General features: G+C 49.2%; 19 protein-coding genes. 6 read left to right on the top strand and 13 right to left on the bottom strand.

The annotated features are described in order from the left end of the window. Window positions 1-31: 31 nt before the first annotated feature. The 3 genes from IC229_RS04680 to IC229_RS04670 all read right to left on the bottom strand — a co-directional run bounded on the left by IC229_RS04680 (window position 32) and on the right by IC229_RS04670 (window position 5,712). Window positions 32-2,707, bottom strand: coding sequence for a right-handed parallel beta-helix repeat-containing protein (locus IC229_RS04680; protein WP_190885750.1), 2,676 nt, complete (start codon window positions 2,705-2,707; stop codon window positions 32-34). Window positions 2,708-2,873: 166 nt separating this feature from the next. Continuing rightward, on the bottom strand, window positions 2,874-3,620 hold the full coding sequence (locus IC229_RS04675; RefSeq protein WP_190885749.1) for a LytR/AlgR family response regulator transcription factor: 747 nt from the start codon (window positions 3,618-3,620) through the stop codon (window positions 2,874-2,876). A gap of 211 nt (window positions 3,621-3,831) precedes the next feature. Then, window positions 3,832-5,712 carry a 7TM diverse intracellular signaling domain-containing protein gene (locus tag IC229_RS04670; protein ID WP_190885748.1) on the bottom strand — a complete coding sequence of 627 codons (1,881 nt, stop codon included), beginning with the start codon at window positions 5,710-5,712 and terminating at the stop codon, window positions 3,832-3,834. Between the two features lie 48 nt (window positions 5,713-5,760). Here IC229_RS04670 and IC229_RS04665 point away from each other — a divergent pair, with 48 nt between their 5' ends. The 3 genes from IC229_RS04665 to IC229_RS04655 all read left to right on the top strand — a co-directional run bounded on the left by IC229_RS04665 (window position 5,761) and on the right by IC229_RS04655 (window position 7,585). Next, a complete protein-coding gene (locus IC229_RS04665) occupies window positions 5,761-6,141 on the top strand; it encodes a response regulator (protein ID WP_190885747.1) in 381 nt (126 codons plus the stop codon). Beyond that, window positions 6,138-7,184 (top strand): adenylate/guanylate cyclase domain-containing protein, encoded by a 1,047-nt coding sequence (locus tag IC229_RS04660; protein WP_190885746.1) that lies wholly within the window; start codon window positions 6,138-6,140, stop codon window positions 7,182-7,184. The genes IC229_RS04665 and IC229_RS04660 overlap by 4 nt, the downstream gene beginning before the upstream one ends. A 110-nt stretch (window positions 7,185-7,294) precedes the next feature. Then, the gene (locus tag IC229_RS04655; protein WP_190885745.1) at window positions 7,295-7,585 is read left to right on the top strand and encodes a GIY-YIG nuclease family protein; all 291 of its coding nucleotides are present in this window, start codon (window positions 7,295-7,297) and stop codon (window positions 7,583-7,585) included. Window positions 7,586-7,775: 190 nt separating this feature from the next. On the opposite strand, the gene IC229_RS04650 is transcribed toward IC229_RS04655, so the two are convergent. The 3 genes from IC229_RS04650 to hemC form a co-directional block, all read right to left on the bottom strand. Continuing rightward, window positions 7,776-8,990, bottom strand: coding sequence for an ABC transporter permease (locus tag IC229_RS04650; protein WP_190885744.1), 1,215 nt, complete (start codon window positions 8,988-8,990; stop codon window positions 7,776-7,778). An 87-nt stretch (window positions 8,991-9,077) separates the two neighbouring features. Next, window positions 9,078-9,509 (bottom strand): GNAT family N-acetyltransferase, encoded by a 432-nt coding sequence (locus IC229_RS04645; RefSeq protein ID WP_190885743.1) that lies wholly within the window; start codon window positions 9,507-9,509, stop codon window positions 9,078-9,080. Continuing rightward, the gene (gene hemC / locus IC229_RS04640; RefSeq protein WP_190885742.1) at window positions 9,506-10,432 is read right to left on the bottom strand and encodes a hydroxymethylbilane synthase; all 927 of its coding nucleotides are present in this window, start codon (window positions 10,430-10,432) and stop codon (window positions 9,506-9,508) included. Before hemC ends, IC229_RS04645 begins: the two co-directional genes overlap by 4 nt. Before the next feature lie 281 nt (window positions 10,433-10,713). Between hemC and IC229_RS04635 the strand changes: the two genes are divergently transcribed. Beyond that, entirely contained in the window at window positions 10,714-11,121 is a 408-nt protein-coding gene (locus IC229_RS04635; protein WP_190885741.1) for an Hsp20/alpha crystallin family protein, read from the top strand. A 171-nt stretch (window positions 11,122-11,292) separates the two neighbouring features. On the opposite strand, the gene IC229_RS04630 is transcribed toward IC229_RS04635, so the two are convergent. Further along, complete coding sequence (locus tag IC229_RS04630; RefSeq protein ID WP_190885740.1) at window positions 11,293-12,819, bottom strand: RtcB family protein; 1,527 nt, start codon at window positions 12,817-12,819, stop codon at window positions 11,293-11,295. A 98-nt stretch (window positions 12,820-12,917) separates the two neighbouring features. Here IC229_RS04630 and IC229_RS04625 point away from each other — a divergent pair, with 98 nt between their 5' ends. Then, window positions 12,918-13,946: a helix-turn-helix transcriptional regulator gene (locus IC229_RS04625; RefSeq protein ID WP_190885739.1), complete on the top strand. Its 1,029-nt coding sequence runs from the start codon at window positions 12,918-12,920 to the stop codon at window positions 13,944-13,946. 250 nt (window positions 13,947-14,196) lie between these two features. Here the strand turns inward: IC229_RS04625 and IC229_RS35255 are convergent, their stop codons facing one another. From IC229_RS35255 to IC229_RS04595, 6 genes are all read right to left on the bottom strand, one after another. Beyond that, entirely contained in the window at window positions 14,197-15,243 is a 1,047-nt protein-coding gene (locus IC229_RS35255) for a sensor histidine kinase (protein ID WP_317171524.1), read from the bottom strand. Window positions 15,244-15,421: 178 nt separating this feature from the next. After that, window positions 15,422-16,249 (bottom strand): alpha/beta hydrolase, encoded by an 828-nt coding sequence (locus IC229_RS04615; RefSeq protein ID WP_190885738.1) that lies wholly within the window; start codon window positions 16,247-16,249, stop codon window positions 15,422-15,424. Between the two features lie 289 nt (window positions 16,250-16,538). Further along, entirely contained in the window at window positions 16,539-18,023 is a 1,485-nt protein-coding gene (locus IC229_RS04610; RefSeq protein ID WP_223833849.1) for an arabinose isomerase, read from the bottom strand. Between the two features lie 23 nt (window positions 18,024-18,046). Further along, window positions 18,047-19,360: a Gfo/Idh/MocA family protein gene (locus IC229_RS04605; protein WP_190885737.1), complete on the bottom strand. Its 1,314-nt coding sequence runs from the start codon at window positions 19,358-19,360 to the stop codon at window positions 18,047-18,049. Window positions 19,361-19,623: 263 nt separating this feature from the next. Continuing rightward, window positions 19,624-20,118, bottom strand: a complete 495-nt coding sequence (locus IC229_RS04600) for a putative immunity protein (RefSeq protein ID WP_190885736.1) — start codon at window positions 20,116-20,118, stop codon at window positions 19,624-19,626. A gap of 165 nt (window positions 20,119-20,283) precedes the next feature. Continuing rightward, window positions 20,284-21,591 (bottom strand): Gfo/Idh/MocA family protein, encoded by a 1,308-nt coding sequence (locus IC229_RS04595; protein WP_190885735.1) that lies wholly within the window; start codon window positions 21,589-21,591, stop codon window positions 20,284-20,286. 179 nt (window positions 21,592-21,770) lie between these two features. On the opposite strand from IC229_RS04595, the gene IC229_RS04590 reads away from it, so the two are divergent. Next, window positions 21,771-22,469 (top strand): L-ribulose-5-phosphate 4-epimerase, encoded by a 699-nt coding sequence (locus IC229_RS04590; protein ID WP_190885734.1) that lies wholly within the window; start codon window positions 21,771-21,773, stop codon window positions 22,467-22,469. The last annotated feature ends 59 nt before the right edge of the window (window positions 22,470-22,528 follow it).

Raw genomic sequence — 22,528 nt, 5'->3', positions numbered from 1 at the left:
TGCTTCATACCTCAGTATGACAAAATCACTTCTACGGATATTGGTACGACGTACTGTAAAACTCAAAACAGCCCCTATCAACCAGGCCTAGAAAAATCCGGTAATTACCTTCCAGATCCATAAAACCAGTCTTCTGATACGTATCGGACGGATTTCCCGTATTAATGGCCGGACTATCGGAACGTAGACGAAAATCGGGAAAGCCTCTGAACTTAGGATCGGCGTTGCTTACGGTACCCCCAACGTACATTGAACTGCCAGCCCCATCCTGTATAATCGAATAGCTAATCTGCGAACCGGTAGCATATGCTTGAAAAACAAGGGGCCGTGAACCGCCCAGATTCATCCACACGATGCTATTTGTGATGTTCAGGAGGCCCCCGGTGATGGCTTTGCCAGTCTGAAGACATGAGTTATAGACCAAATCACAATTGATTATATTCAATTGAATAGTACTCGTTTCACTACCTTCAGCACCAGAATAACTATTGTATATAGCTCCGCCATTTTCCCCATAATTTCCCTCGAACAGGCAATTTCGAAGCGTTACTGTCCCAGTCCCCGAATTATACATTCCACCGCCCGCAGACGCCCCCCGATTATTGACTACGTAGCAGTTCTGAACAGTAGGTGAACTTGTCAGCGATCCCGTACTTATGTTAAGTATACCTCCTCCTGTATAGCCACCGGGCGGTATTGGTATTTCCGTGTTTGTTGCCGTACCGCCCCCGGTAATTACAAAGCCATCGAGCAACGTACCGTTAGCCACATTCTGCATCCAGACAATGTGATAACTGTTATCCGCCGATGCGGTTGTACTGATATTGCCCGACAACGTAGTGGTAAGCGGAAACGTCAGATTCACGTTACGTTCCTGAAGCGTAGTTTCTATGCCCAGAAAGCCGCCGAAAACCTTCGATCCCGACGTAATGGAAAAACTCGCCGTTCGGTCAGTTCCGGAGGTTGGTTTATAGAGGCCCTGCTGAACCCAAACCTCCTCGCCCGATTGGGCAGCCAGCAAGGTCGCCTGTAGGTTGCCCGAAGCATTCGCCCAGGACGTAGCGTCGCCGGTTCCGGTAGCGGTTGGTTTTACGTAGTGAATACGCGTGCCCATACGTAACGTAGCGCCCGTTCCTGATACGTATCGCCCATTCGGGTTGATGAGGACGTTCCGGGCGAGGGCCACATCGGCGCTGTTGGTCGTACTAACGGTATGACGTAGCACTACGTTATCGCTGCGACTCGGAACGCAAATGCACTCCCACGTATTGGGGTCATTCCAGAAACCATTCGTTCTCGAAAAAAACCCGATAGTCATCTGGTCCTCAAACGCTCCGATGTCGACGCGCCCGCCAATGACACGTGGTAGACCGCGGGGATCAATCGGATACAGCGAAAAAGACGTAGCGGTCGGATCGCCAGCGTTGATGAGGGGGCTGGTGGCCGAGAGTCGGCCGGAGAAAGGTGTTACAAACGCGGGGTCTACACTTACGTTGCCAGTCCCGCCTGCACAACCCGATATGCTTCCACAATCCTGAACATCAGCGTATTGAAAAACCGGCGCTACGTTCGTCTGATTAAGGAAATTCGCAGCTCCCGACGTAGCGGTATTATTCCAGATAATTGTGCTAACGGCTGTAAGTTGCGACGTACCAGTGGCCGACACGCCAGCCAGGTGTGCAACACCACCGCCCGAAAAAGCCGTATTCTCAGAAATCGTGCAGTTGGTAAGTCGGAGTGTAGTGCTGTTATCGTTTGTGTAGGTATTGATGGCCCCACCAGTGCCGGTCGTACTATTCTTGGCAAACAGGTTATTTCTAAATGTAATCTTACCATTGGAGCCATTATGAACACCTCCCCCACCCGATGCACCAGCCTGATTATTGATGAAAGAACAATTGGTATAAAACATGATAGCTCCTCCATTAAAAGCGCCACCGCCCGACGACGTTGCTACGTTGGCAATAAAGGAGCAATCGGTATAGGAGATCGAATTAAAGGCATCGGTCGTTCCGTTCGACGTACCGGCTCCCAGTACCGACGTATTACTGACAAACTGACAACTTGTAATTACCGGCACACTGAAGTCTTCCACGTATAAACCGCCCCCTGAAATCGACGCTACGTTATTCTGAAGTTTGCAAAGGGTCATTCTGGGCACGCTAACGACAGATGGAGTAGCCCGGCAGGTGATACCTCCCCCATACTTATCATTGAACGCACTTCCGTTGGCAACACCATCCCGGATTACAAATCCGTTCAGTTCCGTGTTGCTGTTGGCTCCCAGAAACGTAACGACATGGTACGCATTATCAAGCGTAGAAGCGGCCACGCCCAAATCGCCCGATAGAATGCAGTTTTCATAGTTTTGCAGGGACTGCCAGTCGACCAGAGTTGTTTCTGTTCCCAGAAAACCGCCGTATACTTTTACACCCGATTTAATCAGAAACGTTTTCGTACGCGCATCGCTCGGCGACGCATTGCCTGTTACGTCGCGCGAGGGGTAATACGTACCGGTTTGCACCCACACCTGATCGCCCCCGGATGAGGCATTGATCATCGCCTGTAAATCACCGGATGCGTCGACCCACGAATTGCCCAGGCCGGTGCCCGTAGCGGTCGGTTTTACGTAGCGAATGGTTTGGGCGTGAGCTATCCCGGCGAACAGGCATATGTATACTATCCCAAAGTAGACCGTGTTTTTCATAACCGTTTAAAGTAGTTTACTTTTCGGTAAGCGCTGTTAATGAGGATACTACAATCGGGAAATTTACGTAGTAAAGCGAACTTGAATGTACAACCGGTATGTTTTCGCGTACCGATTGCAGGGATTAATTATCGCCTGAGTAAACGGTCAATCTATTTCGGGAGATTTAGCCCACCAGTCGTGCCAGCAGTTCGTCTTTCCGCCGACGTGATACGTCGATAATAGTGCCGTCGGTTAACTCAATTTGACCGCCTTCGAAGCGAAGGTATCGGCGAACGTGCGCGAGGTTGATCAAATGCGAGTTATGGACCCGAAAGAAGTTGTAATTGGCCAGCAATTCTTCAAACTCACCCAGGTTTTTTGAGACAAGTACCGACGTATGGTCGGTCAGAAAGAATTGCGTGTAATTGCGGTCCGATTCGCAACGGATAATAGTTGCTACGTCCACAAACAGCAATCCCTCAAAAGTCGGCAGGGCGATTTTGCTACGTGCCGGATGCTGATTTTTCAGGTTGTCGAAGAAAATCTGGTACTGCTGCGCCTGTTGCTGCTGCGTCTGGCGAACACGGGCTTTTTCCACCGCCCGTTTCAGTTCTTCCAGCCCAATGGGTTTCAGCAGGTAATCGAGCGCACTGAACTGAATCGCCTGAATCGCGTAATGATTATAAGCCGTCGTGAAAATAACGCTGAACGTAACATTGGGCAAGGCTGCCAGCAGGTCGAAACCGTTCAAAAAAGGCATTTCTACATCCAGAAAAATGGTATCGGGCTGGTGCTGCAAAATAGCATCGATACCGTCGGTGGCCGATGTGCAAACTGCCACTACGTCGATATTGGGCAAATAGCCCAGCATGAGCCGCAGCGTTTCGACACTATTGGGTTCATCGTCGATAAGTACCACCCGAAGACTCATGTTTGCGTAGCTATTTTTAAACTTTCGACACTATTGCCAAAACAGGCATTTTTGTCTTGCTGAAACACAAAGCATCTTAATGCATCCGAACTTGAGGGTTATGAAACATTTATATGCTTCGTGCCTCAGCATGACAAAAATGGCTCATTTTGGCAATTATGCCTGAAGCCCTACTGTTTAGACGTGTTCAGCAGCAAAACGATACGTAGTACTAATACGTCGGTAAATCAATCGTTACGCGAGTACCCGCCGACGTACCATCATTCTGGTATAAATCGTCGATAACCAGCGGGTTGCCGACGTAGTGATCTTCATTGAGCAACGCCAATCGTTCGGTTGTGAGCGATAATCCAGCCGAACGGTGGCGAATCCGATTCACGCTTTCGAGTTCTGCCGACCGCTTACGACCTACGCCGTTGTCTTCGACCGTACAACGTAGTCGGCTGACTGTCAGCTGGGTAAAATTGATACATATGTGACCATTATCCGGTTTATGCATCACCCCGTGCCAGATGGCATTTTCTACAAAAGGCTGGAGCATCATACCCGGAATAGATACCGCATACGTATTGAGGTCGGGCGCTACGTCGATACAGTACGTAAATCGCCCGTTGAATCGCAGACTTTCCAGTTGCAGATAAACGGTCAGCATCTCGATTTCGCGTTGAAGCAACGTAGTAGCCGACCGCGACTGATCGAGATTGAATCGCATCAGATTGGCAAACTTGCCTAAATAATCGGAAGCAATCAGTGGTTCTTTCGACAGAATAAACCGTTGAATCGAATTCAGGGAATTGAACAGAAAATGCGGATTTATCTGCGCCCGAAGTAGTTTATTTTCGGTTTCGGCCAGTTTGGTTTTGGTTTGTTCCCGTTCACGGATACTTTCGAAGAGTTGCGTCTGTGCCTGAAAATTCTCCCGTCGGTATACGTTGATACGGTCGGCCAGCGCGAACGAAAGCAGCACCGTTTCCAAGGCTGTACCTACGCGTACACCATTAACAGTCAATAAGTTCTGAGGTAGTAAGCCATTGAGTTGCGCTACAAACATAACGGCGCTCAGGAAAAAAATACTCCAGGCCAGTACGTAAAAACGAGCTTCGCGAACACCACGCATTAGCAGGTATATGCCAATGCACCACAAGTAAATGGCTGTGGCGATAATCAGTCCTTCCATCACAATCGACGCCTGCACCCGAAAACCCAGAATGATGAACAACTGAGGCAACGAGCAAGCCACCAGCAGGCACGTAATTCCCTGATTGATACGCATTGAATGGCGAGGTGTATCCAGAAAACGGCGGGCAAAAAGCAGAATAAATACCAGTGCCAGACTATACACGACGCTGGCATAAAATGAGTACTGCGGAAAAAATTTCGCCATCACCAACTCATTCGTATAGCCTCCGATGTCAGTAGCGAGCAGGATGAACAATACGTAGGCAACGTAGTACAGATACGCCACGTCGCGGATGGCAATCAGCAGAAAGCCGTTATAGAGCGCCATTGCCATCAGTATACCGAACAGTAGTCCGTGAAACAAATCATTTCGGTGGCTTTCTTCGGCCATTTGGCGAACCGTAATGAAGCGCATGGGGAGCACCAGGGGCATAGCATTCCAGACCCGCAGGTAACACGTAACGGTATCCGACGTAGTGGAAAACGGAAACGGCCGGAAGTACGTCAGATTATGCTGAATATCTTTCGGACTGTCCAGAAAATGGCTCCCTTGCTGGCTGATGTGAAGCTTACCGCTACGTTCCGAAATGCTGTAGAACCGTAAGTCGTTAATCATGTAATTGGTCGATTCGAGCAACCAGTCGCCGGGTTGATCGGCCACCGCCCGGAACCGGAGCCAGATAACGGCATTCGACGAACCAAAGGCAAGCGAAGCCCCATTGTTTGGCAGAAATCGACGACTGTATTCAGTGCTACGTATCTGCTCGAACGAAAGCTTACCCGACTTATCAATCAGCACCTGAACGGCCTTTCCCGGCAGCGGAGTAGCCTGCCCATCGGCCAGTCGGACAACCGGCTGCGTCTGGGCAAAAACAGGAATCAGGCATAACAGACAAAGGACAGGCTTCCACATGACACTGAAAACTACGCAAATTTTCTATCTTTGGCATATCCCTGTATAATGATGAAAATATTAGTTGTAGACGACGAAATAGACGTAAAAGACCTCTTTGAGCAACGATTTCGTCGCGAGATCCGCAATGGTGAATTCGAACTAAGCTTTGCCAACTCCGGCGAAGAAGCTCTGGGTTTTCTGAACAATCACACGTCGGAAGTTATTTTAATTTTATCCGACATCAACATGCCGGGCATGAGCGGGTTTGAACTGCTACGTCATATCCGTGAAGATTTTCAGGAACCCCCACCGCCCGTTGTGATGATGATTACGGCCTATGGCGATACCAATTCACACGATCAGGCCGTGGAGATGGGGGCCAATGACTTTTTGACCAAACCGCTCGATTTTGCGGTTCTCAAACAAAAACTGCGTGAGGTGGCATGACGGCAAAAATATTGGTGGTTGACGACGAAACTGACCTGGAATTACTCATCAAACAGAAATTCCGGCGACAGATTCGGGAGAAGGTGTATGATTTTGTGTTTGCCCACGACGGTCACGAAGCCCTCGACATGCTGGTGCAACAGCCTGATGTTGATATGGTTCTGACCGATATCAACATGCCGGGTATGGATGGGCTGACCCTACTGGTGAAACTGCACGAAAACAATCCGATGCTGAAGGCAGTGATTGTATCGGCCTATGGCGATATGGACAACATTCGCACGGCCATGAACCGGGGCGCCTTCGATTTCGTGACAAAGCCTGTAAACTTCGAAGACCTGGAGTTAACGATGCAGAAAACGATGGAGTATGTAGCACAACTCCGGCAAACGTTGCAAGCCATCAAGGAAAACAACATTCTGCGGATGTACGTCGACGAATCCGTGCTGACGTTCATGAACCGTCCCGAATACGAGAAATCCCTTTCAGCCAGCGAAGTTGTGGTAGCCACCGTGTTGTTTATCGACATCTGCGGCTTCACGGCCATTTCCGAACGCGAATCGCCTGATACGGTAGTGCGGCTCGTTAACCGCTATTTCGACGTAATGGTGAAGGAGATTATTGCGCAACAGGGTCTGGTCGATAAGTTTATGGGCGACGCCGTGATGGCCGTTTTCCGGGGCGAATACCACCTCGACCGGGCCATCGAAGCCGCGCTGGCGGTACGTACCCAAATTTCGAAACTGGAAGATAATCTGTTGAATAATCTGACGTATCGTCCGGAAGTATCGATTGGTATCAACAGTGGCGAAATGGTGTCGGGCAATATCGGTTCCACTACGTTACGTCGGCTGGATTATACCGTCATCGGCGACGCCGTCAACACGGCCCAGCGGCTACAATCGGTAGCACAACCCGGCCAAATCGTCATTGCGGAATCGGCCCAGCAGCAAATCGCCGAATCCTTCACCTGCGAACGTATCGGCGAAGTCAGTTTGAAAAATAAAGCCGAACCGGTGGTGATTTATAACGTATTGGGGTGAGGTAACATGGACAAGTGTTCGTATGGTTGTAGACTAAATCAACACGTAGTCAGAGATCGTCTATTACTTATCTAAGAAACAGTCACTTAGTTAAGCAATTCAATACCTGTATGCATTACGTCTATATTCTTCAATGTGCCGATGGTTCCTATTATGTTGGTATGACTAACAACCTTGAACGTCGATTAGCTGAGCACGAAGAGGGATTTGACCCAAATTCTTACACCTATAGTCGTCGCCCCATTCAGATACGTTGGTCAGAAAGCTTTCAGTCGCCGATGGCCGCCATTAACGTAGAGAAGCAATTGAAAGGGTGGAGCCGAAAGAAAAAGGAGGCCCTGATAGATGATAACTATTCGTTATTACCGAAGTTGTCGAAGTCAAAGCCGTCGGCTAAATGAACTGATAGCGAATGAATTTTGCTGACGCACGGCCCTTCGACAAGCTCAGGGTGACGGCCACTTTGGAGCTGTTTAATTAGATGACTCAAGTTCCCTGTCACCCTGAGCTTGTCGAAGGGCCGTGCGTCAGCTTTTTAGCCAAAGAACATAGTCCACGTTAAGTTATTACTTGCGAAAATCCTGGCCCCAATCACTCTTCCGCCAGCGTTCTGGAAATGTTCATGCGATAAACACCAAGCGCGGGCAGAGCTGCGGCCATGAGACCAACCAGAAGCGCGATACCCAGCAAACCCCACTCTTCGGGGAGAATGCCAAAAGCGGCCAGATTGTAGTGATATTCATCGGAAACGCTGGTTGAAAACAGCCACAAACCGACGCGGCTCAGGAGAATGCCCAGCACGAAACCGATGATGGCCAGTACTAACCCTTCCAGCAGGAGCATGCCGAACAATTGCAGGCGAGTTGCGCCCATCGACAGCATCAGAGCCATTTCATATTTGCGTTCTTTCAGCGAATTATAAAGCGACACAAAAACGCTGATACCCGAAATAAGCATAATCACGATGGCCAATCCACGTAGCGTTTCGACGCCCACACCCAACAGGGAAAACAGCCGATTCACCTCAATATTTGGGAGAGCCGCCTGAAGTTTAGAGTTGTTATTGATACCGCGAGCCAGCATCATACCCAGCGGATTCCGAAACTTGATGAGCATGCTGGTGATTTCGCGTGGACCCTCCTCTTCATGGTCTTCCCCTTCATGCGCTTCGCCTTCTTCATGGTGCTCTTCGTGTCCATGAACGGCCCAGACGCTCGATACGGGCGTCAGAATAAGTTGGTCGGTAACTGTATTGGTGGGGTTCAGAAGACCAACTACTTTGTATTTTGTATCACCGTGTTCTTCTCCAGCGCCATCGAGCCCGTGCGAACTGGCGAACGTATCACCCAGTTTCAGGCCCGTAACAGCAGCCACACGCGGCCCAACCACAACTTCCAGACTATTTTGAAAGAGTTTCCCTTGCCCCACAGTAGCGCCAAAATGGTCGAGATACTGTTTGCTGGTACCCACAATCCGAAACGACCGGTAATTATCGCCCATCGCCAGTGGGATGGCAGTTTTAATCATCGGGTTACGTGTCAGACGTTCGGCTTCGTCAAGGGGAATATTACCCGTTGGGGAATCAATCTGGTAGATGCTCGACAGAATCAGTTGCAGCGGACTTCCTTTTGCCCCCAGCACCATGTCGATACCTTTAATATTTCGCCGGAACTGGTCGTCTAACTGTTTATTTAACAACAGCAGCAGCGAAATAATGGTGATGCCAAAGGTCATCAGCAAGCCGCTCAGGAAACTGCTCAACGGCTTATCTTTCAAATTACTCCAACTAATTCGAAACAGATTCATGATGAAGAGGGGCTAAAATATATGCTGTATGATGCATAATATATGATGTATGGCAAGTAGGAAATACATTCTACATCATACATCAATTTACAAGTCCAGTTTAAAATGATGACTCACAATATTGAATCGTTTGTTCAGATAAAGCCGGTGAGCATCGTATCGGGCCGGATTCTGGCCCGAATCTAATGATACGCACTGACAACCAGCTTTTCGCGCTTCGTCGACGACAAAATCGAGCAAAGCACTGGCATACCCTTTCCCACGACCTTCGGGCAATGTCGATAAATCGTCGATATATAGCGTTTTGCCACTGTACAGGAGATTCATGTAGCGATACCCCACCACAGCAGGCGCATCGCCAGCCTCAGTATCGATAAATGCCAACACAAATCCATCACTGGCCTGCTGTAATTTAATACGTTCAAAAGCCCGCTCCGGCGTCAGGTGCGAACGTAGCGCCAACATGGCAGGTATACACCGCTGAATATCAGCGTCAGATTGGGCAATTTTTGGCGTCATAGTTGTTCCCGAATGGTTTGTAAAATAGCGTTGCCTCCCAGTTCCAGAATACTTCCGGCTAACGTACGTCCCAGATGCGTCGCTTCTTCCGACGTACCACTCACTGTCTCGCGAATGAGTTCGCTTCCGTCCAGACTCACCAAACCACCCGTCAGGCTGATGGTACGTTCGTCAGTCCAGTGGGCCAGGGCGAAGGAAGGAATGCTACATCCTCCTTCAAGCCGGGCCAGAAACGCCCGTTCGGCCTGCAGACAGGCTGCCGTTGGTACGTGATTGATAAGCTTCGTAATAGTTTGACGTAGCGGTTTGGCCAACGACGTAGCAACTTCAATTGCTACGCTTCCCTGCCCAACAGCAGGAATAAATTGATCGATGGGTAAATGCTCCACAATTAAATCATCGTACTCCATACGATGCACACCCGCGTAAGCCAGGAGCAGAGCATCGCACTGGCCTTCATCAAGTTTGCGGATGCGGGTTTGGAGGTTTCCGCGCATATCCACTGTAGTTATATGTGGACAATAGTGACGTAGCATTGCCACCCGGCGCGTTGACGACGTACCAATTCGAAAAGGCTCTCCGCTCCTTAAGGATAAATTTTTATTTCGGCTAACCAATACGTCGTTGGGCGTTTCGCGCTCCGTGAAGGCAATGATTTCGAGGCCGGGCGGCAGTGTTGAAGGCAAATCTTTAGCACTGTGAACGGCAATATCGATACGTCCCTCGTGGAGCTGATCTTCCAGTTCCTGTGTAAAAACCCCTTTGCTACCAATCTTCGACAACGAGCGATCAAGTACTACGTCGCCTTTGGTTTCGATAAAAATCAACTCCGACGATACGTTACCCCGTCGTAATAACTCCTGAATGTATTCCGCCTGCCAGACAGCCAGCCGACTGCTCCGGGTTCCAATTCGAATATGCATGGTACGACAAAGATAAGGCAGGAAAACCAGCTTTACGTGTGTATTCGTATGGAGAGCAGTGTGGAAAGACAACCACAGTCAGCCCCAAAAATGCAACAGTCAGGTATTGGAACGCGTATACGTCAAAAAAGCCGAAATCATCGCTAACCGTGCCAAAACGGCATTATCGACCATTTTTAGACTACTTTTTTCCTGACAGGCTGGCGTAAAAATTCCGATTAATCCTTTAGGCACGAGGTTTGTCTAAAGATTAGTTATTGAACAGTAAATAGCACTCCACTATGAAAGCGATAGAAAATGTGTTTCAGGGAACAGGCGGTCAGATTGACCTGCTAAACACGCTCTACGGTGGTTCGAGTCAAACTACCATGAACGTAGAACGTGATGGGGAACGCCTGGTGATTACCCTGGTGGCCCCCGGCGTAAAGGCGAGTTCCTTCAATGTACTGGTCGAAGGCAACAAGCTTATTTTATACACGCTGCTGGTCAGCACATCCGAGCAGCAGGAAGATGGTCATAGCCAACGGTTAGCTGTGCCAATGTTTCTGAGGGTGCTGGATATTCCATCGTTTGTGGACGTCGACCAGATTGAAGCCATCCACGAACACGGTAAAGTACGTGTTACGTTGCCCTTCAAAGATGAAGAGCAGATGCACCGACGTATTGATATTAAAAACCTTTTTGAGTAGCGTATTTTATTTCCCTTCCGGGGCTTTGCTTGCCCTGTTGCCTATAGATGATTACTAAGTCGCTTTCACGGAAGCGACTTTTTTATTTTTAGGGTCAATAGTCGTCAGTAAATAGTCATTAGTGATTAAATCATTGCTCACACTAATAACTATTTACTGACGACTATTGACTTAATCCTCTCGCCCTTCTTTCCGGTTGGCGTCGGCCATTCGGACGATTTTGGGCGTGAACTTCGCCAGTACCGATACCAGATCGCTTTGAGCGCCAATTACGGTTTCGATGTCTTTATAAACCATCGGCGCTTCGTCCAAATCGCCACCAATTAACTGGATGTCAGCCTCCTGCAACGCCTTGTTCAACTGAGAACGCGTAATGTTGTTGAACGCCTGCGTACGTGACATCCGACGACCAGCTCCGTGTGATGCCGAGTTAATTGAGTCGCTGTTACCGCGACCGCTTACTACAAATCCCGGCTGCGTCATCGACCCCGGAATGATACCCAGTACGTCGGGGCCAGCGGGCGTAGCACCTTTTCGGTGAACAATCACATCGCGTCCATCGGCCAGTTTTTCTTTCCAGGCAAAATTGTGGTGGTTTTCAACCATGACCAGCGGTTTTTGCCCAATGGATTTAGCCAGTTTGCTATGAATTTCGTGGTGATTGGCCGACGCGTACTCACCCGCCAGGTTCATGGCAATCCAATATCCCTGTCCCTCTTCAGAGTTCAGATCGAGCCAGGCCAGGTGAGCTGCCTGCTTTGGCAGACGGGTTTTCTGCATGGCCAGTTTGGAATAATAATTCGCTACGTTGCCACCAAATCCCCGCGAGCCCGAGTGCGATAATAAGGCTAGATACTCACCCGGTGGCAGGTTCAGTTGAGGGTCTTGTTCATACACATCTACAATTCCCCACTCCACAAAATGGTTGCCGGTTCCGGAGCTTCCCAACTGCCGATACGCTTTGTCTTTGAGGTCACGAATAACTTTGGTAGCCTGCCATTCGGGCAAATCCATGACACTTTCATCGAACTTGTCGCGGGTTTCGCCCCCGATGCCAAATTTAGTTTGCTCTACCAGCGATTTTTTCAGCAGATGCGGTTCTCGTTTCATAAATGCGGGCGGTAAATCGAACACTGAAAGGCACATTCGGCAGGCAATATCGACGCCAACTGCAAACGGAATCACCGTATTCGACTCCGTAGCCAGCACACCGCCAATCGGCAAGCCATACCCCTGATGGGCATCGGGCATGAGCGCACCCGCCACCGAAATTGGCAGACTTGCTGCCGTTGCCATCTGTTGCAGAGCGCCTTCTTCAATATAATCTCGTCCGAAAATGGCATAGGGCAGCGTTTCTGACCGCAACTCGAACATTTGTTCTGACTGTTTTTCGTCCGTGTTTAGTACGTAGGGAGCTGGTTCGGCTGGCAGAAATGTTTTGCCCGTCTCACTAAGTGGAACGGCAATTCCCTGCTTATTCAGCGTATAAATAGCCTGCGCCAGATTCGTGACTTTGTTTCGGGAGAAAGCCGCTTTTTTAGGGTTCTGAAACATTTGGGCCAGCAATTCCATGACTTTCTCTTTCGGATAATTAGCCCGTTGAATCATGCCGTTCGCTACTCGCAGAAACATATCATGTAAATGCTCAGGAATGGGCGCGAGTTGTAAAAGGTCTTCTGTTGAAATAAGGGTTTCCATGTGGATTTTGTATTTGTGTGGTACAAAGGTTATAACATACTACGCAGTGTTTTTGCGCAGTTGAGAAATTTTTTCGACTTTTCTTAAAAATACACCTTATGCCTGCCAATCGAAACGCCCTGATACGTTACAAAACGCTGGATGCCTGCTTACGGAATCGGTACCGCAAATGGACGCTTGACGATTTAATCGAGAAAGTTTCGGATGCGCTTTATGAATACGAAGGCGTGGTAAAAGGCATCAGTCGACGTACCGTTCAGGCCGATTTGCAATTGATGCGAAGCGATAAACTAGGCTATTTCGCGCCCATTATCGTGGTCGATAAGAAGTATTATACCTACGAAGATCCAACGTACAGCATCACCAATATTCCGCTTTCGGACGGTGATTTATCACGCATGAACGAGGCTGTTGAAGTACTAAAACAATTCAAAGGTTTCTCGCATTTTGCTACGTTGAACGAGGTTGTCCAAAAGCTGGAAGATCACGTGTACTCGACTGCACAAAAGTCGGGTTCGGTTATCGATTTCGAGAAAAATGAGAATTTGAAAGGGCTTCATCTGCTGGATGATCTGTATCGGGCCATTGTTCAGAAGCAGCCACTTGCCATTGATTATCAGTCGTTTTCGGCGCGAAATCCTCAAACTCTTACGTTCCATGTCTGGTGGCTCAAGGAATTTAAAAATCGCTGGTTTGCAGTCGGCGTCTGCGAAGGGAAAGAACAAATTCTGACCCTGGCTCTGGACAGAATGTTACGTATCACGCCCGCCCCCGACCTCAACTACGTAGCAAGTCAGGTTGATCCTGATACGTACTACCGCGATGTCATTGGCGTTTCGGTAAGCCCCAACATGCGGACAATACCGGTGAAATTACTGGTTACTCACCACCACGCTCCCTACGTAGTGACCAAACCCCTTCATCATTCACAGCAGGTGATTAAACGGACGTCAGAAGGTGTAGTCATACAACTTCAGGTACAACATAATTTTGAACTGGAACGCGAAATTCTGGGCTTTGGCGAAGGCATGATTGTTCTCGCTCCCGAACGACTCCGCGCAGCCATCCGCGCCAGATTGAAATCCAGTCTTTCCGCTTACGATACGTTACTTGAGAACATTGACTAAGTTAACGCGAACTATGATATTTCTTTGGCTAAAAAGCTGACGCATGGCCCTTCGACAAGCTCAGGGTGACAGGGAACTTGAGTCATCTAATTAAATAGCTCCAAAGTGGCGGTCACCCTGAGCTTGTCGAAGGGCCATGCGTCAGCTAATTTCAACTCAGTCTCGACCAACCAACGTATTATTGACTCAGAATCTCATAGTTCACATTAAGTTAAGCACTACGTAGCAATGACATTATTCAGAGGAAAATCTAAACCAATGGCAACGTAACACGAAACTCGTGGCCGTCGTCTTCTATGGTAGGTGTGGGTTGGCCCAGCATCTGATACTTGCTCAGAATGTTGCTCAGTCCTACTCCATTACTCAATGCGCGGGTCAGTTTCCGTTGCAGATTATTACTGACAATCAGTTGTTGTTGAGCATCCGTTGTGAGTGAAATAATGAGCGGTTGCTCGGGCAAAATAATATTGTGCTTCACCGCATTTTCGATCAGCAGTTGTAGCGTCAGTGGCGGAAGCTGGCGTGTTTCCAGGCCAGGTTGTATAGCGGTAATGAGCGTTAACGCGTCGCCGTGGCGGGTTTTCAGCAGGTGGTAATACGAGTTGATAAAATCCAGCTCACTCGCCAGCGGAACCAGGGGCGTTTCGTTGCTACGTAGCAGATACCGATAAACCGTGCTAAGTTCTTCACTGAACAGTTCAGCCTTCTGAGGATCTTCGCTAATCAGGGCAGTGAGCGAGTTAAGACTATTGAACAAAAAGTGAGGGTTAACCTGCTGACGTAGCGCGTCCAGTTCGGTTTGCATCTTCGCCTTTTTGAGGGCTTCGGCATCGGTTATTGCCAGTCGATACAATTTCAGATAATAGATAACTTCGTAAATACCACCTACGATGAAGGCAAACGAAATAGCCATCGCAATGTGCGTCAGGTACGTTTGCCGTGTTGGTGTCGCAATCAACCCAGTTGGGTCAATCTGGCTAAGGCTCCAGGTTTCGATAGGTTGCAGAATGGCGATCAGTAGGGCGTAGCCGATAAACGTGAGCAGAACCCGCCAACCCGTTCGGTCAATTTGCATGTAGCGCGCTCTGGCCCGAAATACCCACCAACGTAGCAGTTCCCAGGTTGCGACTGTTGATGTCACTCCCCAGAAAAACGTAAGCAGTACTAAAGCCCAACTAAACCCATACTTGTTTACGTAGTAATACACAAACGGTAAGACGAACAGAGGAACGCCGATGATTCTAAACCATTTATCGTTCGGTTTAGCGCGCTCTGGGCTATCGTGTATCGTTCGCACTAGACGTTAGTAATTGAATTTATACTGGCAAAACTCGCTATTCCTCGTGATTGACCCAAACGGTTCTTTTTGTACTGCATGAAGGCTGTTACGTTCTATTTGAGTAAGAAAACGTATTGCTGATGCATAGGGCTTACTTCAATCAATTAGTTAAGCTATAGCTTATTCACAACTCACATTATTTAGCAGCGGCAGCCCGGTCGAAATACTGCCGCATAAACAGAATTTGATACGTAATAGCCGTGTTCCAGTAGACCCAGTTATGGCCGCCCGGTCGGGTTGTATAATCGTGGGCGATGTTACGTTCCAGCAATTTCTCGTGCAGGTTGTTATTGACCTTAAAGAAGAAATCTTCCGTACCGCAATCAACGAACAAGGCCAGGGCGCCGGGCGTGAGTAAGTGAAGCAGGTTAATGACCGTATTTTTCTCCCAATTCTCCGGAGATTGGGCATACGTACCGAGTCGTTTGGCCATATCCCAGTTATTTGGAAACGGGCGAATGTCGACACCACCGCTCATGCTACCAGCTGCTCCAAATACGTCCTGATGCCGAAATGCCAGATATAAAGCCCCATGACCGCCCATGCTTAAACCCGTAATGGCACGCCCTTGGCGGCTCTTGACGGTTTTGTAATGACTATCGACCCAGGCCACTAATTCGTTTGCTACGTAGGTTTCGTACTTGAAAGTAGGGTCGACGGGGCTGTCGAAGTACCAACTGCCAAAGTTGCCGTCTGCGCAGACAATAATAATCTGTTGTGTATCAGCCAGTCGCCCAACACCGGGAGCTTTTTTAGGCCAGTCGCTGTAGTTGCCGCTGTACCCGTGCAGTAAGTAGACTACCGGAAATTCGCTGCCCGTTGTGTATGAGTCGGGCGTCATGACAACGGCTTTAATCGTCTTTTTCATGGACGAACTATACGTATCGACTGTATCGACTTTTACTGCCAACGCATGGCCGGAGCCCAACAGTACAAGGCAAAATAGAGTGCAAAAAAGGCGCATTTTAGAAAAAGAGTTAATAATTTTTATTTGTCATGTTGACCGGGCCGCCGGAGCGGGAACGAAGCATCCTAACGTATCCAAACCTGAGAGTGAAGAAACTTAAAGATGCTTCGTTCCCGCTCCGGCGGCCCGGTCAACATGACAAAACGTCAAAATAGTGGTTTTGCAACCGTTTTTGCTACGTTAATCGAAAATTTGATTGTATCTTTGTTATGCAGCCAACACTTATGGGATTACCTAAACGCCGGTTTTAATTGAACCGGCGTTTGTGTTTTTGAACGTAGCAGCACTAGCAAACCTGAATCACGTCCACGTTCAGCAAAGCACCTAACTTCCTGATTTTAGCCGCACTATGACCCACGCCAATGGCGCAGTGGTGAGCCGGCCCGTGGCTGTTCCAGCTTTCCACAAATTGACGCGCCCCAATCGAGAAACGGTATCGACTGTTCGTATTCCCGATTTCCAGAATTGGTCCTGGCACTGATTCCGCTTCTGCCATCAGCAGTTGAATTTTTCCGTCGACGGTTTCAACGACCGACAACAACGTAACAGGGCCGTGTTTCACCGACATCTCAACCGATAACCCATTACCTACTTTGCCATGATAAACGTAGAGCGGACGAACTTTTGTCTTACCCTCTGCAATGGCAATATGCCCCGGTCCATCGTGCCCCATCAGCACTACGTCGTCCTGGAAATCCATAGCGTAGTATTCAGTAAATGAGCCACCTACGCCAAACGAATCCATGATTTTCATGGCCTGTACGTTCTTGACTTCATACTCGCCCGCAACGGGCACACCACGAGCCGTCAATAACGAATTTCCCAGAATGACCGAACTCATGGTGTCTTCATTACAGGGATTACCTGAACCTTTGTAATAATAGGCCAGCGAACCAAGCTGAAGTTCGTGCACCAGACGGTCAAGGGCGACCGACGTACGAGCGGCTCGTTCAAGTTCGGCGTGGGTACAGTCGGGTTGTACGTCGAAAACTGCCTGAAATTCAGTGATACGTTGCTGAATTTCGTCATCTGCTACGTCTTTACGAAGGGCCGAAAGCTGGTCGACTTCAATCATCTCGATATGTCCACCGAACGTAGCACTGTGTAGCGTGAGGTTCGAATAGATGTCGAGCATACCGCCGTAGTAATTTCCCATTACGCCTAATCGATTGTGGGCCATGATGTTGACCACGCGAGCGGCTTCTATCCAATCATCGATTTCGGTCCAGGCCGCCGGATCGTTACGTAGCAAACCCGTAACCTGGTAAAAAGGGATATTCGACCGTTTGAACACACTGGCAATTTCCGGAACCGGGCAGGCTGAGCAATACGCCAGCCATTCGCCCGTCATGCGTGTTCGGTCGCCCAGCTTGTTGAACCAGGCGTAGTCGATAGCTGGTTCAGGCGCAAGGTTTAAGACAATTACTGGTACTTTAGCCCGGCGCACGACAGGCAACACCGTCGATGAAAGGGCGTAGGTGGTAACGTAGAGAAAAATCAAATCGACATCGGCCTGCCGAAACTGGTGCCCGGCGTGCATGGCCTTCTCGGGCGTATCGACCATGCCTATATTGACAATCTCAACACCGGGCCGCTTCATTTTCTGAGCCAACTCACTCAGATAACCTTCCAGGCGGGCCTGTAATCCATCGAACTGCGCCCAGTACGCTTCCAATCCTATCCCAAACAGACCAACTTTAAGTGCATACATACCGGCGCTACGTTCGATCTGACGCATATTTTCGGGTATTATCTCAATAGGAGACTGCATTTGTGGGCGAGTCAATACGTTCTCTATGATACTTTTGGCAATGTCCAGGGCGAGCGATAATGTGCTTTGGCAAGTTGCTGCGCCGACGTATCATCCACAATCATTCCTTTTTCGGCCTCCCAGACCAATTTATGACCAGTCCGATACGCGATGTTACCCAGATGCGAATGTAATGCTACGTTCCGACCAACCTCTGCCGGGCAGTTGGGTTGCTTGCGCGAACGGATGCAGTCGAGGAAGTTACGGGTGTGAGCGTCTAAATCGTTGGCCGTTGCTTTCTGGATAGGCATAGCAGGGCTCAGGTAACGTCCCTGCTCCACTTCGGGCAGAACTTCCCATTTTCCCCGGTCAATGACAACCGTTCCGAGGTTACCGATGAAGGCCACGCCGTGGTCGCGGTCGTAAGGGCCACGTACCGTACCTAACGATTGCTCCCACAGCACCGAGAATTTGCCATAATCATAAACAACCTGCATGGTGTCGGGTGTATCGCCGTCGTGGTCGGGAAATCCGAATTTGCCGCCCGTTGCCACCACTGAGCGGGGAGCCGCTACGTTCATTCCCCAGAGCGCTACGTCGATCATGTGCGCTCCCCAGTCGGTCATGAGTCCGCCGGCATAATCCCAATAATATCGGAAACTTCCGTGAAAGCGATTCGGATTGAATGGGCGGTTAGGTGCTGGTCCTAACCACATATCGTAATCGACACCTGCTGGTGCTGCTACGTCGGGCTTGGGCGGAAATTCTTTGCCATACCCCATAAACGCCCAGGTTTTTACAGTACGTACAGGGCCGATTTTTCCAGACTGAACGTAAGCCAGGGCCGCTTTCCAATGCTCGCCACTACGTTGCCACTGCCCTACCTGTATAATTCGGTTATAGCGTTTGGCAGCCGCTACTATCAGGTCGCATTCTTCGATTGAATTGGCCAAGGGTTTTTCAACGTAAACATCTTTTCCCGCCTGACACGCATACACCGCTGGAAGACAGTGCCAGTGGTCGGGCGTACCAACAATCACGGCATCGACTGATTTATCATCGATGAGCTTCCGAAAATCGTTGTACAGAGTAACCTTTTTGCCCGTCTTTTTCTCCAGTTCAGCGGCCCGCTTGTTCAATACGTTGCTGTCGACATCACACAAGGCCACGCAGACAGCATCGGGGTTTTTGAGCATTGATGTCAAATCCGCCCAGCCCATGTTGTTCACTCCAATCAGGCCAATACGTATGGCATCGGCTGCCAGACGCTGCTGGGCTGTAGTAGGCAACGTAGCAAGGCTCAAGCCAGCCGCCAGTTGGGTTGATTTCTGAAGAAAATCGCGTCGGGACGAAGGCATATAAAATTGGGGTTTAGGCGCTACGTATCCAGCGCTAACCAGATACGTTGATTAGAATTGCGGTAACTCACGAACCGTCAATACCAGAAGATTACCAGTCTTTAAACTTACTAATAGGGGCCCGTTTATTGAGTCCTGAATGGTTGCCAAATCAGGCTCAACACGCTGAAGTTGGGAGCTGCTAATTTGTATTTTTTGTTAGAGGGTGAACTAAACAGATTGCTTCTCCGTGCAGGACTCAACGCTGGAAAATCACAATCGAATCAGGTAAAGAAGTCACCGAAGCCCTTGAGTGCTGCTGCTTTTTGTATCAAAGTTGCCTGCACTAACTCAACGATCTCGGAAGGCAATTTCTGTAATTGACTGGTTTGCCATTGCCGCTCTTTTTCAATTGAGTTACCAGCCTGTTGCACTGCTTTTAAACCGTATAAGGCGCCACCCAGTGAGTGATCGGCCATGTGAGCGGTGGCCACTGTTTGGCCAATGGCACGAGCAATCGCTATGGAAGCTGGGTTTGATAATTCTCTGGCCACCGCATGAGCACCTAATGAAGCTTTCATTGCTTTTCCCACATTTACCTGACCTTCTTCCCATTCTTTAGCTATCTGTAGGGCGTATAAAAGGCGGTCATCTATAGGTAGCTCCAGAAGTGGCAAAACATGTTCGGAACATTTTCTAGCCCAATGCATCAATTGACGGTGATTGTCTTTCGTAAGTGATCCTCCTCGATGTATAGCCACAAATCGTTTGTCACGCATAGTTATTTTGGCCTTGATGATGAGAAAAGTAAAGATTCCTGTTGCGCAACCCCGTTGGATTCAATGGCTCTTCCCTATTCTACAGTCCACTTTACGTCAATCGGCGTCGAATCGACTAAATTCCGTCGATTTGACGCCGATTGGTAATTAACGTTTATCAACGACTTAGGTTGGATATTGCCATTCACCCCGGTAGGCGCGGCTCAGTAGTTTATTAGCCTCAGGATCGTTCGGAATCTGTTTCCCGTCCCATTCAACGCTACGTCCGAGTTTCATTGAAAGCATACCGAGCAAGGCCATGTTGGTGGAGCGATGCCCGATTTCGATGTCAGCAACAGGATTTTTTTTCGCTTTGATGCTATCCAGGAAATTACGCCAGAGCAACGCAATATTTTGATCATCAGGCTTGTCTAATTGAGCGTCCTGATGAATAACCTGTTTTTTAGGATCTGACGGATAGAATGTCCAGCCGTCGAGCCAACCCATGTGGAACGTACCTTCCGTTCCGTAAAAATAAACGCCTACCGCCTGTTGTGGGTGTGTTTTTTCGGCCATATTTCCGGCGAAGGTACGTTGTTCCCATAAAGCTGTAAACCCTTCAAATTCGTACGTAGCAACCTGATGATCAGGCGCATCGGTGGTGTCATTTTTAATAGGACGTCCACCGGTCGAATACACCTTGCGCGGATGCTTTTCGTCTGTCCAGAACAAAATCTGGTCCATCCAGTGAATACCCCAGTCGCCGAGTACGCCGTTTGCATAATTCAGATAATTGCGCCAGCCTCTGGGGTGCATGGTTGGGTTGAAGGCACGTAGCGGGGCTGGTCCGCACCACATATCCCAGTCCATTTCTTTAGGAGCTTCGGTATCGGGTGTGGGCTGACCGGCGCCACCCGCGTAATAAACGAACGCCCGCGCCATCCCGATTTTTCCCGCTTTCCCCGACTTCAGAAACTCCATCCCCGATACGTTGTGGGGCGATACGCGCCGGTGCATCCCAACCTGACAAGTCCGGCCTGTATCGCGGGCGGTTTTTACCATCGCTTTTCCCTCGTTGATGGTATGGCTAATCGGCTTTTCGACGTACACGTGCGCACCAGCTTTCATAGCGGCAATGGCGATCAGCGGATGCCAGTGGTCGGGCGTAGCGACGATCACGATTTCGGGTTTTTCGGTATTAATCATTTCCCGATAATCGCGGTATAATTTCGGCTTGTCTGATGTCAGTTTTGCTGCCTCATCGCTCGTTTTCTGAAGTTGACGCGTATCTACATCGCAGAGCGCCACGAGTTTCGACTCACCCGCCTGCAATGCACAACGTAGTATGTTATTTCCCCACCAACCCGCACCAACTAACGCTGTGCGGTATTTCTGAGCGGGTTGACGCGTAATGAAAGCCCGAACCTGAATAGGATCGGTAATAAGCGTAGCACTGGCAAGGGCAGACGTTTTCAGAAAATCGGAACGGTTCATGGGGTAACGAACGAGTTGCAGTTGAGAAATCCGGGAAATCATTCGCGATTCCCGACACGTAGCAAAGCGGGAAACGGTTCTTTTTTACCGTTTTGACTGTCTGAGCCAAGACGCACAGGCAGGCCAGACAAAATAAAAGTGATACTTTTGACCCGTATCTGAACGGATTCAGTCAACTCATGTATACGACGTTAAAAGAAGAATGCTACGAAGCCAACATGCAACTCCCGAAGTTGGGACTGGTGTTGTTTACGTTTGGTAATGTTAGTGCTGTCGACCGTAGCCGCGCTGTATTTGCCATTAAGCCAAGCGGTGTCCCCTACGACGAATTAAAACCTCAGGATATTGTTATCTGCGATTACGACGGACTTATTGTAGAAGGCCAATTGCGCCCTTCGTCCGACACAAAAACCCATGCGCTTCTCTATAAAACCTGGGAGAAAATTGGTGGTATTTCGCATACGCACAGCACACACGCCGTTGCCTGGGCGCAGGCTGGCCTCGACATTCCTATTTTTGGAACCACCCACGCCGATCACACCCATCAGGATATTCCCTGCGCCCCCGCCCTGACCGACGAGATGATCGAAGGCGATTACGAGCACGAAACCGGGCATCAGATTATGAACGCCTTTACCGAAAAAGGCTTGTCATACAGCGAAGTAGAGATGGTTTTACTGCAAAATCACGGCCCGTTCACATGGGGCAAAACGGCTGAGAAAGCAGTCTATAACTCGGCTGTACTCGAAGAACTCGCCCGCATGGCCTACCTGACGCTTCAGATTAATCCTGATACGCCACGTATCAAAGACACGCTACGTCTGAAGCACTACGAGCGCAAGCATGGTAAAAATGCATACTATGGCCAGGGCTGTTAGTGGGATAATACGTAGCGAAATCTGCTTTATAGTATTAAAAAGCCGCTGGTGGCTTTAGT

This window comes from Spirosoma profusum, assembly GCF_014699005.1.
In the GTDB taxonomy this organism is placed as follows: Bacteria; Bacteroidota; Bacteroidia; order Cytophagales; family Spirosomataceae; genus Spirosoma; species Spirosoma profusum.
This window is presented reverse-complemented; position numbering and strand designations above follow the sequence as displayed.

What these genes read in the sequence shown, in the direction of transcription:
- IC229_RS04680 (WP_190885750.1), bottom strand. Translation starts at nt 2,707, where the DNA reads ATGAAAAACACGGTCTACTTTGGGATAGTATACATATGCCTGTTCGCC.
- IC229_RS04675 (WP_190885749.1), bottom strand. Translation starts at nt 3,620, where the DNA reads ATGAGTCTTCGGGTGGTACTTATCGACGATGAACCCAATAGTGTCGAA.
- IC229_RS04670 (WP_190885748.1), bottom strand. Translation starts at nt 5,712, where the DNA reads ATGTGGAAGCCTGTCCTTTGTCTGTTATGCCTGATTCCTGTTTTTGCC.
- IC229_RS04665 (WP_190885747.1), top strand. Translation starts at nt 5,761, where the DNA reads ATGATGAAAATATTAGTTGTAGACGACGAAATAGACGTAAAAGACCTC.
- IC229_RS04660 (WP_190885746.1), top strand. Translation starts at nt 6,138, where the DNA reads ATGACGGCAAAAATATTGGTGGTTGACGACGAAACTGACCTGGAATTA.
- IC229_RS04655 (WP_190885745.1), top strand. Translation starts at nt 7,295, where the DNA reads ATGCATTACGTCTATATTCTTCAATGTGCCGATGGTTCCTATTATGTT.
- IC229_RS04650 (WP_190885744.1), bottom strand. Translation starts at nt 8,990, where the DNA reads ATGAATCTGTTTCGAATTAGTTGGAGTAATTTGAAAGATAAGCCGTTG.
- IC229_RS04645 (WP_190885743.1), bottom strand. Translation starts at nt 9,509, where the DNA reads ATGACGCCAAAAATTGCCCAATCTGACGCTGATATTCAGCGGTGTATA.
- hemC (WP_190885742.1), bottom strand. Translation starts at nt 10,432, where the DNA reads ATGCATATTCGAATTGGAACCCGGAGCAGTCGGCTGGCTGTCTGGCAG.
- IC229_RS04635 (WP_190885741.1), top strand. Translation starts at nt 10,714, where the DNA reads ATGAAAGCGATAGAAAATGTGTTTCAGGGAACAGGCGGTCAGATTGAC.
- IC229_RS04630 (WP_190885740.1), bottom strand. Translation starts at nt 12,819, where the DNA reads ATGGAAACCCTTATTTCAACAGAAGACCTTTTACAACTCGCGCCCATT.
- IC229_RS04625 (WP_190885739.1), top strand. Translation starts at nt 12,918, where the DNA reads ATGCCTGCCAATCGAAACGCCCTGATACGTTACAAAACGCTGGATGCC.
- IC229_RS04615 (WP_190885738.1), bottom strand. Translation starts at nt 16,249, where the DNA reads ATGCGCCTTTTTTGCACTCTATTTTGCCTTGTACTGTTGGGCTCCGGC.
- IC229_RS04610 (WP_223833849.1), bottom strand. Translation starts at nt 18,023, where the DNA reads ATGCAGTCTCCTATTGAGATAATACCCGAAAATATGCGTCAGATCGAA.
- IC229_RS04605 (WP_190885737.1), bottom strand. Translation starts at nt 19,360, where the DNA reads ATGCCTTCGTCCCGACGCGATTTTCTTCAGAAATCAACCCAACTGGCG.
- IC229_RS04600 (WP_190885736.1), bottom strand. Translation starts at nt 20,118, where the DNA reads ATGCGTGACAAACGATTTGTGGCTATACATCGAGGAGGATCACTTACG.
- IC229_RS04595 (WP_190885735.1), bottom strand. Translation starts at nt 21,591, where the DNA reads ATGAACCGTTCCGATTTTCTGAAAACGTCTGCCCTTGCCAGTGCTACG.
- IC229_RS04590 (WP_190885734.1), top strand. Translation starts at nt 21,771, where the DNA reads ATGTATACGACGTTAAAAGAAGAATGCTACGAAGCCAACATGCAACTC.